Here is a 12,228-nt window from a genome sequence, read left to right as displayed (position 1 = left end):
ATAATTTCGCTTTGCGCGCAATTTCCCGTCATGACCCGAACCCAGTCTCCGTCCGTCAGTATTGAACCTGATCACAATCGCCCCGCGTTGTCGAAGAGACAAAAGACGTTCAACTCGCTGATCAAACAAATCGAGAAGCGCCGGATGAGACTGAGTGCCTGGGAAACCGTCACCCCCACTTTCCAGCAGCGCTACGTCAATGACTACCTGCCGCTGGAACGGATTTCGACCAATCTGCGAATCCAACTGGTGCATTGTCTGGATCGCGCTTACCCACAAAAAGGACTGACCAAAAGTGAACGCCTAAAAGTGGCTGGCGTGATCACAAGTCTGGCGGGGGAGATGGTCGGCCAGGATGAAAATCTGAAAGCAATCTACAACAGGTACAGCGAGACGGACTACGACAGCGAAGCCGCTGCCGATATCAATGGCATAAAATCTATGCTTGAGAGCCTGCTAGGCATTGATCTGGGTGAGGATCTAAACACGAACTCGCCAGAAGACCTGATTGCCCGCGCACGAGCGCACCTCCAGCAGCAAGAGGATGAGACCGTCACCCGGGCAGCACATCGCGCCACACGGAAAAAGTCACCCAAACAACTTGCAGCAGAAGCGCGCGCGCAGGAAGAACAGGCACAGATGAGTCTTTCTATCCGCGAGATCTATCGCAAACTGGCCAGTGCCCTACACCCAGATCGGGAGATTGATCCACAGGAGCGCGAGCGGAAAACGCTGCTGATGCAGCGCGTCAATGACGCCTACAACAAGAATAACCTGCTGCAGTTACTGGAGTTGCAACTGGAGCTGGAGCTGGAGCATATCGACCTGCAGTCATTAAATCACCTGAACGAAGATCGGCTCAAGCACTACAACAAGATTCTGAAGGAACAGGTGAGCGAACTTGATCAGCAGATCCTGCACGTCGAATCTGCATTCAGAGAGCGCTACGGGTTTGCTCCTTTTGAACATCTGTCTCCAGAACGTGTCTTGCCTGCGCTTGACGAAGACATCGAGAACTTCTGGCTCAGTATCCGCGCGTTCAAGCGCGATCTTGAGGATTTCGAAGACATCAAGAATCTGAAGCACTGGCTCAGGAGTCTCAGCCTGGGCTAAGGCCCTCAAAGGCCTACACCGGAAAGTCCGTGGGCGGACTTTCTTTTACGGGCTGACAGGCCCCTATTGAAAGGGGCGCCCGATCCCTAATACACCGGGATCGGGCGCAAACAGCTTACTGGGACGGGCCAAACCCTTTTCTTTTACGGGGGTACGGGGCGTGGTTGGCGTCCGCCAACCACAAAGGACGCAAAGGCCTGTGCCAGCCCTACGGTTGTACCGTTTTCTGATCCATGCTCAAGTGATCCAGCAAGGTGATCCAAAAAGGTTAAATCGGATCAAAGTCCCCTACCGTTTCATCTCGGCTTTATCGGCCTTCTGCTTTCGGCGCCGTTCGCCAGCTTGCCATATTTGACTCTCACCAGAGCGCCCGTTGAGCAAATAATGCTCTTCAGCGAGAACCCTGTAGTCCGAAAAGAAGGCAGCAAACGCAGCATGAAGCTCTCTAGCCCATTCCATCCGCTTTCCGTCATCATCGAAAAATCGCCTAAATGTCTCTTCACTGGTCCGAAGGTGGAAAACCTCGTTGCGCAAATCTCGCAAGTCGTTGCAATGCAGCTTCTTTAGCTTGCCGAGCTTATCGCTCATGGAGATCAACTTCAGGAAGCTCGAAGGACGCTTATTTTGCAAAAGATTCCGCATTCCCACAACCTCAAACCCTTTAACTGTCGAGTGTAGATATCCGATCCAGGAATGGAGATACACACGGAACTTCATTTTGTTGGTTTGGCTGAGCTTCTGATCTTTTATCAAGCGACGAAGAATTGCGTCATGGAGCTCCAGCATTAGGTCTGCAGAACAAAAGCACTGAGAGTAAAGAGTCAGTACGCAGTCTCGGGTCCAATGGGGAAGTGCACACCCTGCCGTCAAGATACGGGAAGCTTCTTGACCCAATTTATTGACCGAGTCAACCACGTAGTAGAGGTCGTGAGAGGAAGCTGCAAGCGTCTTCTCATTGAGGGCATCTCTAATGCAATCCGCGAGCACTTGCTGCGTGTCAAATGCATATTTGTTCAACCGCTCGGAGCAAAAATTCCACAAACGCCATTCGTCAAATCCATCAATCTCGCACAGCGGGCCTAAATCAAAGTCCACCTCACCTTCTGGCAGATTTACCCAACAGCCGTAACCATGTTTGATATATGTGATACCTCCGTTCAGTTCTCCCTGAGCGGGGATGTCCAGGTTAAGAAAGTCATCTATGTTTGATGGGATTTTGAAGCCAGATTCTGACATTAATAAAACAGCCGTGCCAACGGCTCGTTGGTAATCAGAAATCAGTTGTGCAAGTCGTTCGTCCATGTGTTTCCAATGATGCAAAGCGTGGCTCATGCCGGTCAGCGCCCACTCGCTAGATATGAAAGCGGCGACGCCCAACCGTTGACGCAATCCCTGTTTAGCACAGCGTCTTACAATAAGGCTTTGATTTTAAGACGTCGGACTTACCAAAGAAAGCAACTATTGCACTGAATCGTCAAGCATAAGACGCTCTACCACACCTAAAAAATAATTTCCAGCGAAAACCCAAATTATTTTACAAGGGGTTTCGGCTGGCATCCACTTGTCCTTCTCGCCATGATCTCCGCATTGATGAACCAGTCATGCGGGAGACGACGCTGTGGCAGACAAGACCAGACGGGACGAGCACCTGAAGCCTTCTGAGGGGGCAGGGCAGGAGGCTCTATGAGCATTCTGCATGTTGTCTCAGTCTCGGGCGGCAAGGATTCTGCTGCAACCCTGCTTCTCGCCTTGAAGCAGTTTGGGCCAACACGCGCCCTACGTTTTGCACCGTGATGACACAGTGGATGAACACACGACGAATTTCCATTCAGGCGTACTCGTCCCCGCGAGTATCCGCATCTGTGAGGGAGAGGAAGAATTCTGGCGTGACTCCCACGAAGAAGGATGGGAGGTTTGCGACGTACTACCGCGCACACTGGTCGAGCGCTGGTTTGACGAAGGCGACGACTTCTAGTTTCCGGACGCGCTAGCGAGAGAACTGGGCCAACTGTACTTGACGCGTGTTGAGACAAACCGCAAGGCCAGCATTGAGCGTATGTATCAAGAAGCCCTGCAACGTATTCATGCCATGGCCGACCAGGCGATGGCATCTATTCTCTTTCCTGAAGGAACATTTTAATGGCCGATGAAAAGGAAATTCATCTCAACGAAGACCAACAGGAGCTGGCGCAACGCGCCATCCGCGACCTGCGTTTTGGGGTGTCGGCACTCTCAAAAGGCATCAAAGAAAGTGAGGGACTGGATTCACAACTAGCCTTCAATGTCTTGCGTTGCTGCGATCACAACCTCTCTGCTTTGGGAGAAGTTCTGGGTATTCCTACCCAGACCGGCCAAGAAATCGAAGAGCGATACGCCCGTTTGCGTGAAGCGAACGAGCGAATTCATTACCTCGAAGGGCAACTGGGAACATCCCAGGCTCCCGCAGCCACCCAGGCGAGCCTCAAGCATATGTGTGAGCAGATCAGAGCCTGGTGGGAGCTGGAAGGTTTCGGGCACGTCAGCAGCATACGGTTTGGGGATGATGGGTGCGAGGTCGACTTTTGTTGCTCCCTTTTTGGGTATTCATCGTCGTTTTCTAAAACGCCTGCCAGCGACAGACAACAGCGGAAATTGTGGCGTGAGAGCCTCGTCGAGCGAGGCTTTGTGCTGACCGGTGTTGATCGTGACGCTTCGCCCATTGATTCAGACCACAACCGCGAAATCCTGTCACTTCTGTTTGTCAGCCGCTTGCCATCAAGCGTGATCATGTCATTTGAGAACCAGTGTAGCGACAAAAAGTCGCTCATGCGTGGGGTGAAGGTCTTTATCCGCTCAATCGAAGAGATTCATTCGCTTCCTATCCCTGAACCCGATCTGCCGCACGGAGAGGAACCTCTATGACAGAACACACACCTACTGAAGCAAGCGGCTGGCTCCCTGCGGTGTGCGGGGCATTGATCGCCATCGTCGGTCTCATGATGATTGCAAACGTCGACTGGAGGCAGGACTTGATTAACGGAGTGCTCGGAGCCCTTGGCCTGGTCATTGGTGTGGCACTGATGATCCAGGGCTGGCGCTGTTCCAAAAAGTCTTACCAGGAGAAACGCAATGGATGAAGCAACATGCAAGACACTCGCAACCGATCTGGCATTTCAGGCTGTTGATCTATTGGGCGCACGCCCGATGACGATCAAGCAAGTTCTGTCACTCGATGATCCAGACTCCATCACTGATTTCGAGCGGTTGAAGCAGATTCTACTGATGGCCTATGACGCGGGCAGGGCCGTACAGGAGAATAGCCCGCTGCCTGTGGCCTTCCGTGAAGCACTGCAGGCGCTGCGCGACCAGGCGCGTTATGCGGCCGACACCCTGGCCGACAAGGTGCGCCAGCGTCGTGACCAGCCCTCTGCCGCGCAGGCTTTACGCGATGCACAGCGCCGCATGGCCACCCGGCGGATGCAGGTTGGCATCATCCATTACGTCTTGATGTACAGCGGCGATGAAAACCTCACCATCGACAACCTCACAGACGACAGACTCGCGCAACTGCTGGGCCTGAGTCTGGATCAGAGTCAGAGCCACGACGGTGCCGTTCCAGGTTCTACCGGTGATTCGGTTGCACCTTCTGCACCTGAGCTGGAGCATGCCTCATGAGCGATCAATCCACCTCCAACTCCAAAGGATTTGACGCGCAGCGTGACGGGTCGGGCACGCTTGAGTGGGCTGATCATAATGAAAACATTCAGCGAGGCTGCAGTCACAACTGCAAGTACTGTTTTGCAGCGGCCAATGCGCATCGCTTTAAAACGCTCGCTCGTGTGAATTGGCATACCGAGAGCCTGACCGCCAACGCCGAGCGTACAAAGTATCCCAAGCGCCACGGCGTGATCATGTTCCCCAGCGCCCATGACATCACACCTGGGAACCTGGATGCCTGCACACGCTTTTTGAAGTTGATGCTCGATGCGGGCAACCAGGTGCTGATCGTGAGCAAACCGCATACTGCGTGCATTGCGCACCTGGTGGCTGAGTTGGCCACGTACCGCAACCAGGTCATGTTCCGCTTTACCCAGGGCACCATGGATGCCGAGGTCGCCCGATTCTGGGAGCCTGGTGCGCCCGCGCCAGAAGAACGGCTTGAAGCTTTGCGGCTGGCGCATGGTGCCGGGTTTCGCACCTCCGTGTCGGCAGAACCCTTGCTCGGTGGACTGGACACAGCTCGCGCCGTGCTGGATGCGGTGCGTCCCTTTGTCACCGACACAGTCTGGATTGGCAAACTCAATCGGCCCCGTAACCGCGTCGACATGAAGCTGCCACAGAACTGCCTGGCTATTGAAGCCATGGAGGCCGAGCAAAGTGACGCCAACATATTGGCGCTCTATGCAGCACTCCAGGGCGATCCGCTGGTGCGCTGGAAAGACAGCATCATGCATGTTGTCAATGACAGTGGCCCCACGGTTCTGGATTGCGTCGTGAATGACAAGCGCCAAGGCGATCTCCTGGTCACGATCCTTGCCCCGAACAGTCAGGCTGCTTGTGAGGGTGCTGAGCTTGCAGCAGAAAACGCCAACGTGCTCCTTCTGACTGACATCCACATCAATAGCCATCTTTGATTTCTCTGAGGAGTTTTACGATGTCGACACCCTTATCCAAGCACCTGATTCCGTATCGTCTTGACCCAAACTGGGACATGGACCCGGAACGCCTGGCGGAACTTTTGAGCCAAATGGTTTTTCAGCCCTGTGGCAACCAGGAACCCATGCGTCAGGGTTGGGAAAACGTCCTCCCTGCTGAGTCGGGCGGCGCAGGCCTCGTTCATGCTGTAGCAGGTCGTTGGCTGGTGGCATTGGGTTGCGACAAGCGCATATTGCCTGGGCGTGTCGTGAAACAAGCCGCACTAAAGCGGGCTGCTGAGTTGGAAGCCCAACAAGGCTTCAAGCCGGGTCGCAAGCAGATGAAGGAGATTGCTGAGGCCGTCACACAAGAACTCCTCCCCACGGCCTTCATCAACCACAGCCGGGTGCTCGCGTGGTTCGACGTGTCTGCAGGTTGGTTGATGGTGCTGGCCAGCTCCCGCACAGCAGCAGAACCCGTGCTTGAACACCTCTACAAATGTCTGGAAGGTTTGCCGATCAAGCTCCTCAACACGGAGTTTAGCCCCTGCAAGGCCATGACAGACTGGCTGGCCGCCCATGAAGCGCCGAACGGCTTCAGCATTGATGACAGTTGCGAGCTGCGCGCCGTAACTGATGAGACCAGTGTGGTGCGCTATCGCCACCACAGCCTGGAAGGTGAAGAGATCCGCGACCATATTGCCCAGGGCAAGCAGGTGTATAGCCTCGGGCTCAGCTATGCGGATCGGGTCAGTTTCACGCTCACCGAGCGGCTCGAAATCAAAGGACTTGAACTGCTCGACATCACTAAAACGGAGAGTAAGTCTGCTACAGCACAGGATGCGCAAGAGCAATTCGATGTGGATTTCACGCTCCTTGCCCTGGAGGCCACCGCGATGCTGGAACAGCTTCTCGGGGCCTTGGGCGGTGAAACAAAGGATGAAGAAAGCGCTCAAAGCGATGGGGCAGGGGAGCCCTCCCGCCTTGCAGCCTGAAGTGCGCGAAGACCGTTCAGATGGGTTCCATAAAGACCGATAGTCAGCGACACCAAGGGACACTGATAGCGTGAAGGATGAGTTTGTATAATGAAGCCCAAGGTCTGCCCAAGCGTGGTGCGATTTGCATCTTGCGCAGTTGCGCAGGCCTTTCGCTACCCGTTTGCCGGCAACACACGCTGGCCGGGTATTCATTTACCTTTCAGGCACGCACTCATCATGTCCACGCGCGAAATCCGCAAGCTGCTCCGACTCATCCAGCTCTGGCTCGACAGACCGCCACTGACGGAACTGGCGCCCTTGACCGTGGAACATCAAGCCTTGCGCCAACAGGCCATCATGTCGATTGCCCATATGCTCCAAGGCTTGGGACAAGCCGCCTGGATCTCACCTGTGCTCGATTGGCTGAGCCAATATGATGGTCTGGAACTCGTCGTTTTCAAGGACCAGGATCCTGTTCTGTTGAGTGCCGAAGCCTTGGCAGGTCTGGTCCAACAGCGTGCTGAGTCTGGCGTCACGACCGCCGTGACACCCACTGAACTGGCCGACAAACTGGCGAGTCAGAGTTTCTGTGATTTGCGTGCCCGCATGGGGTACGAAGGCCAGGAATGGGATCCCTCTGCAGAACGTTTCATGGACTACCTCACCAAGATCAAGCCGGTGGTGATTCCGCACGTCTGGAGCACGGGCTACGCCCCTGCAGGCACAACCGCATTGCGTGAGCGCCTGATCGAAAAGCTGACTCAAACCCAAAATCCGCCCACGCTTGGCTCGCCGCCGGGTGGGGGTTCTGACCCAATTCCTGAATGATGATCTTCCTTCTTGCTCTGCTGACACTGACTTCACTTGGCATCCTGGGCTACTACGCCTGGCAACACTGGAGGGTGCCCCCGGAGCAAGAAGCCCCCACCGAGGTCTCGGACCAGAAAGTAGCGTCCCTGCCGCCCATTGCAGGCAGTGGAGTAGGGTGGTTCAACGTCCTCTCAGGGGAGCATTTGCTGGCTCACTGTAAGGCTCAATCTCTCCTTTCTGACATCGAGCGCCAATCACGTCTATCGCATGAAGTGTTTATGCGCGATATGTACCCAGCGATCACGGCCTATGTTGAATTCATTCAACTGGCGCCGGCCTCCGAAGCCCATCACCACTCACACATCGGCGGGCTGATCGCCCACACCCTGGAAGTGGTGCTGGCCGCCTTGACCGCCCGCAATGGTTATCTGTTGCCACTGCACGCGAACACCGAGCTGATTGATGCGCAGCGCGATCACTGGACCTACGCAGTGTTCTATGCAGCCTTGCTGCATGACGTGGGTAAGGTGCTGACTGACCTGCAGATCGACATTCGGGATACACCCCAGGCACAAAACCGGCGCTGGCTCCCGTTATCTGGCCCAATGCACGCTTCGCGTGCGCTGGAATACCAGATTCAGTTTGCCCCCAAGAGTGAGCGCGACTATCAGGCCCACCAACGCTTGGCGCTTGTCATGCTTCAAGCCATGGTGCCGAGCAATGCGTTAGCCTTCCTCGGGCGCAAACAAAACGTGCTGACCGCATTGACCAAGTATCTGTCAGGTGAAGACGCTGTGATAGACGAAGGCGCAAAAGCGCTGTCTGAGATCGTTAAACGGGCCGATAGTTTCTCGGTGTCCCGCAATCTGGCCCATGGCACAAGGCAGCGATTTGTGACAGCCACGGCCGTACCGCTCAACGAACTTTTGATGCAAGCCATCCGGCATATGCTGCGAGATGGCACAAAACTGCCTTTGAACAGAAATGGCGCAGCCGGTTGGGTGTATGACGGCGCAATCTGGTTTGTCGCAAAACGCCTTGCGGATACGGTGCGTAAGCACATCCAGGAGCATCATCCGGACGAATCCATTCCAGGCGGCAACAAGAATGACCGGCTCTTTGATACCTGGCAGGACTATGGGCTGATTGAACCCAATCCAAACTCCGGTGGTGCGATCTGGAAAGTGATTGTGCAAGGCCCGGACTATGAATTACCACCATTTCCGGTACTGAAGTTTCCGCTACATCGTCTGTTTGATGCACCGACTCAGTATCCGATCGACATGCAAGGCTCGATCACGATACTGACCGGGGAAAAGGCCGATGCCGTTCAAGTGGAGCTTGAAACAGAGGCCGAATCGGATATTGCACCACCGGAAGATCTCGCGCCAGAAGAGACAGTGTGGGATGAAGGTACTGCGGCCGCACCTGCCATGGCAGCACGTAGCGCGCCCGATGGGCTCCTTGATGTAGCGGATGCAGTGAAGACTACTGCACCAGTTGCCACGAGCTCAAAGGCGCCTGCGACAATAAGCGCCTCAAGCAACACTGCACCCAATAAATCACCATCCGGCACTGAAACAAACGCCAAGGCCAGTACAACGCCTGCACCAAAACCAGTCCCGAGTATTGACCGCAACGCGTTCAGTATTCCTGGGCCAAAACCCGTTTCAAAACAGGGCACTACGGGTGGAAACAGCAAGACTTTACATAATCTGGGACAGGGGTCCGAAAAAGGGGCTGATCCAAAGCCCGTTTCCCAGGCAAACGCCATCCCGGCGCCCCCAAACGGTGTGCCAAAACCTCAGCCCAAACCGGCATCAAACGAGGTGCCCGTAGCCGCGCCCACACCCGCGCCAGCCAAGGTTTCCACGGCAAAACCACCACAGCAGCCCACCACGAAAGCCGACTCAAACGAATTCTTGCCGGGTGATGGTGACGTGGCCACCTACGAGGATGAGAAGCAAGGATTGCCTCACAAGCCCTTGGAGAGCGCCAAAACGGCGCCAGAGACGATTAAACCGGTGATGCCACATGCGCAGCCGCCCAAAATCATCGGCAACAAGAAGGAGCCGGATCCGATGGCCATTGAGTTCGTCCAATGGGTGCAGCAAGGGCTGGCCAGCGGCACCATCACGTACAACCAGGCCGACTCGCTCGTGCACATCGTGCCTGAAGGCATTGCGCTCGTATCTCCACGAATCTTCAAAGAATTTCTGATAGATGAGGCTGTTACAGACGTGGAGTATTCGGTTTTGCAGCGCAAAGTCACCGCTGCAGGTTGGCACCAGATGGGTGAAAACCACAGCAACATCCTGCATTACCAGGTGGTGGCCAACGGCAAGCGCAGGAGCAAGTTGTCTGCCGTTGTATTGCGCAATCCAAAACAGTGGCTCGCGGAAGTGCCGCCTGCGAACCCACACCTGGCTCCCTTCGAGCTGGAGTTTGCGACCAAACCCTCCCATCCCTAGAGCACCAGACAAGGAGAACGATCACAAAATGGGCAGGTGACGTTGACAAGCGCGCCTAGTTTTAGCTAGTGTGCGAAGCAGCAGACGGTTGATGCGCTGTAGAAGAACTAAGGCGATCATCTCTTCCCAAGGCAATATTTGTTAGGAATAACAAAAGGGGAGAGCGGGTTTTTTAAAAAGATAGCCTAGCTCTTTGATTTGGTTTGTGTACTTTGGTTGACATAATAAACACTCGCGGAGTCCCCAAACCCAATGCTGGCGGGGCTTTCCGGCAGGGTAGTGACACAAAATTTTGTGACAAGTACCGCCATCACAATGCCAGCAGCATGAGCTGGTGACCAGTTCAAAAACCTATGCCAAAATTGGCGTTCCTCCTCTGATTTTGCCCGGCTTTCATGCTGGATGAGTATCATATCTTGGGGTCTTTCTATCCCCAAAATCACACCCAATTTTATGCAGGCTTCATCCTTCATTTTCATCTTTTCTGCTTTTACATTGCAGAGATGGGTGATGTGGATTTCTAGCAGTTGGGCAAGCTTTTTCGTTCCGCCTACTTGCTCTTCGGCCTGCTGGATGTAATCAATAAATTTCATCTCTTTTCTCCGCTGTTACGCGTTTTCTAAACTTTATAATGTGTCAAACAGTTACGCGTTTTCTAAACTTAGAAAAAACGTAATTTCGATGACGATACAGCCTCATGGCTGCGTTGTAAACGACACACAGGGGAGGGGAGACCAGTGGCACGAGCAAAAGACGTATTGGCCAGTTTGACGCCAAAGCAGATTGATGCAGTTTGCGCTCGCGCTATGTTGGACGTTGCCACCCTTGAGCAAGCCCCCGCCAAGGCGCCTGAGCTGGCGAAGACGGGCCGCCGTGCGGCACGGCGAAGCGGCGAAGTGCCTGTGCCCCCCCTTACTAATAGGGGGGTAGGTTCCGGAGAGGCTCGGCCTGTAACCCTGAAGGTTCAAGACGGTGAAGTTGTTCAAATCCCTGCCCGTAGGGGTTGGGACGGTGGTTCAGCCTTCATTGATTGGGTGACTTTTACCTGCCACGAAGACAGCTTCGCAATCCGTCAGCAAGGCGTGACCGACCATGAGGTCATTGTTGAATGCTCCTACGTCCTTGACTGGATACTCGGCTACGGTGTGACATGCCAACGTTCTGGCGGTCTCTTCTTCTACCAACGCTCCTACGACCTTGGCGAACAATACGGCCATGTCTGCCATGGTGGCCAGAATCGTACCGTCTGCGTCAATCTTCCCGGCTCTGCCTGTGCTGCTGCCAAACCCGGATGGGAAGGGCGTCTGTTCTACTTCCTGTCAGAGATGGCAGTCAATGGCAAGATTTCCCGCGTCGATCTGTCGCACGATGACGTGGAAGGGTTGGTCAATGTCGATCAGGTTCGCCAGTGGTATTTGGATGGAGCCTTTGACTACCGGGGCTCAAAGCCTGACCAGCATTTTGGCGGCAACTGGGATAGGCCAAACGGCAAGGGCCGCACGTACTACGTTGGCACCCGAGAATCTGGCTTGATGTACCGGGCGTACGAGAAGGGCAAAGAGTTGGGCGACAAGGAATCGCCTTGGCTCCGTCACGAAGTTGAATACCGTGCCAAAAATGGCCGTGTCATACCGTTTGATGCCATCCTGAATCCGGGCGCGTACCTCGCCGGCGCCTATCCGTGCCTCAATTTCCTGTCAGCCGAACAGTCACGCATCAAGACAAACCAGAAGGTCGCAGAGAAGACGCTCGAACAGCAATGTGATTGGCTCACAAAACAATGCGGTAAGCATATCTGGTTCCTGTCAGAGTTGTTCGGTGGTGCGCAACAGTTTGTAGATCGAATTGGGAAACCCTTCGAATTTCCGAAGGCCCTAAACCTGCCAACATGGAAAAACGTTGGTCGTTGTTACCATCATCCAGATTTGGCGACTTTAACCTTGTAGGGGGTGTGCTATGCAATTGAGACAAGTATTCCGCGTGTTGGGTGCCAAGAAGGCCAAGGGCGAATTTGAAGGCCGTCAGTATGACAAGACGGTTTTGTACGCTGAGATGGAAGTCAGTGGCACCAATGGCAATGAGGTCGGCCATAACTCTACCGATCTCGTTTTTGGCAAGTCTGACAATTTCGAGAAGGTGAAGGGGTTCCCGTTTCCGTGTGAGCTGCAGATGACCGTGTCCATCACGACCAGGGGTATCGAAGTTGTCGAAGTGCATGGTCTGCATCAACCCAAGGCAGGCTGA

General features: G+C 54.5%; 14 protein-coding genes. 12 read left to right on the top strand and 2 right to left on the bottom strand.

Going from position 1 to position 12,228, the window contains the following annotated elements:
- The first annotated feature begins 144 nt into the window (after positions 1 to 144).
- The gene (locus B145_RS0110390; RefSeq protein ID WP_018607172.1) at positions 145 to 1,113 is read left to right on the top strand and encodes a J domain-containing protein; all 969 of its coding nucleotides are present in this window, start codon (positions 145 to 147) and stop codon (positions 1,111 to 1,113) included.
- A gap of 288 nt (positions 1,114 to 1,401) precedes the next feature.
- On the opposite strand, the gene B145_RS27445 is transcribed toward B145_RS0110390, so the two are convergent.
- Positions 1,402 to 2,415 carry a DUF6896 domain-containing protein gene (locus B145_RS27445; RefSeq protein ID WP_018607170.1) on the bottom strand — a complete coding sequence of 338 codons (1,014 nt, stop codon included), beginning with the start codon at positions 2,413 to 2,415 and terminating at the stop codon, positions 1,402 to 1,404.
- 381 nt (positions 2,416 to 2,796) lie between these two features.
- Between B145_RS27445 and B145_RS28605 the strand changes: the two genes are divergently transcribed.
- The 9 genes from B145_RS28605 to mobH all read left to right on the top strand — a co-directional run bounded on the left by B145_RS28605 (position 2,797) and on the right by mobH (position 9,984).
- Positions 2,797 to 2,907, top strand: a complete 111-nt coding sequence (locus B145_RS28605; RefSeq protein WP_018607168.1) for a phosphoadenosine phosphosulfate reductase family protein — start codon at positions 2,797 to 2,799, stop codon at positions 2,905 to 2,907.
- Between the two features lie 7 nt (positions 2,908 to 2,914).
- Entirely contained in the window at positions 2,915 to 3,088 is a 174-nt protein-coding gene (locus B145_RS28600; protein ID WP_157288365.1) for a hypothetical protein, read from the top strand.
- 164 nt (positions 3,089 to 3,252) lie between these two features.
- The gene (locus B145_RS0110370; RefSeq protein ID WP_018607167.1) at positions 3,253 to 4,014 is read left to right on the top strand and encodes a hypothetical protein; all 762 of its coding nucleotides are present in this window, start codon (positions 3,253 to 3,255) and stop codon (positions 4,012 to 4,014) included.
- Positions 4,011 to 4,229 (top strand): hypothetical protein, encoded by a 219-nt coding sequence (locus tag B145_RS0110365; protein ID WP_018607166.1) that lies wholly within the window; start codon positions 4,011 to 4,013, stop codon positions 4,227 to 4,229. The genes B145_RS0110370 and B145_RS0110365 overlap by 4 nt, the downstream gene beginning before the upstream one ends.
- The gene (locus tag B145_RS0110360; protein WP_018607165.1) at positions 4,222 to 4,767 is read left to right on the top strand and encodes a hypothetical protein; all 546 of its coding nucleotides are present in this window, start codon (positions 4,222 to 4,224) and stop codon (positions 4,765 to 4,767) included. Before B145_RS0110365 ends, B145_RS0110360 begins: the two co-directional genes overlap by 8 nt.
- Positions 4,764 to 5,726 (top strand): radical SAM protein, encoded by a 963-nt coding sequence (locus tag B145_RS0110355; protein ID WP_018607164.1) that lies wholly within the window; start codon positions 4,764 to 4,766, stop codon positions 5,724 to 5,726. Before B145_RS0110360 ends, B145_RS0110355 begins: the two co-directional genes overlap by 4 nt.
- 20 nt (positions 5,727 to 5,746) lie before the next feature.
- Positions 5,747 to 6,721 (top strand): recombination-associated protein RdgC, encoded by a 975-nt coding sequence (locus B145_RS0110350; RefSeq protein WP_018607163.1) that lies wholly within the window; start codon positions 5,747 to 5,749, stop codon positions 6,719 to 6,721.
- Between the two features lie 219 nt (positions 6,722 to 6,940).
- On the top strand, positions 6,941 to 7,531 hold the full coding sequence (locus tag B145_RS0110345) for a hypothetical protein (protein ID WP_157288364.1): 591 nt from the start codon (positions 6,941 to 6,943) through the stop codon (positions 7,529 to 7,531).
- On the top strand, positions 7,528 to 9,984 hold the full coding sequence (mobH, locus tag B145_RS27440; protein WP_018607161.1) for a MobH family relaxase: 2,457 nt from the start codon (positions 7,528 to 7,530) through the stop codon (positions 9,982 to 9,984). Before B145_RS0110345 ends, mobH begins: the two co-directional genes overlap by 4 nt.
- A gap of 185 nt (positions 9,985 to 10,169) precedes the next feature.
- Here mobH and B145_RS0110335 read toward each other — a convergent pair whose 3' ends face one another.
- On the bottom strand, positions 10,170 to 10,577 hold the full coding sequence (locus B145_RS0110335; protein WP_018607160.1) for a helix-turn-helix domain-containing protein: 408 nt from the start codon (positions 10,575 to 10,577) through the stop codon (positions 10,170 to 10,172).
- A 144-nt stretch (positions 10,578 to 10,721) separates the two neighbouring features.
- On the opposite strand from B145_RS0110335, the gene B145_RS25210 reads away from it, so the two are divergent.
- Together B145_RS25210 and B145_RS25205 are read left to right on the top strand one after the other, a co-directional pair.
- Positions 10,722 to 11,930 carry a replication initiation factor domain-containing protein gene (locus tag B145_RS25210; RefSeq protein ID WP_157288363.1) on the top strand — a complete coding sequence of 403 codons (1,209 nt, stop codon included), beginning with the start codon at positions 10,722 to 10,724 and terminating at the stop codon, positions 11,928 to 11,930.
- Positions 11,931 to 11,940: 10 nt separating this feature from the next.
- On the top strand, positions 11,941 to 12,228 hold the full coding sequence (locus B145_RS25205) for a hypothetical protein (RefSeq protein ID WP_018607158.1): 288 nt from the start codon (positions 11,941 to 11,943) through the stop codon (positions 12,226 to 12,228).

It is taken from the genome of Uliginosibacterium gangwonense DSM 18521 (genome assembly GCF_000373965.1).
Lineage (GTDB): Bacteria > Pseudomonadota > Gammaproteobacteria > Burkholderiales > Rhodocyclaceae > Uliginosibacterium > Uliginosibacterium gangwonense.
This window is presented reverse-complemented; position numbering and strand designations above follow the sequence as displayed.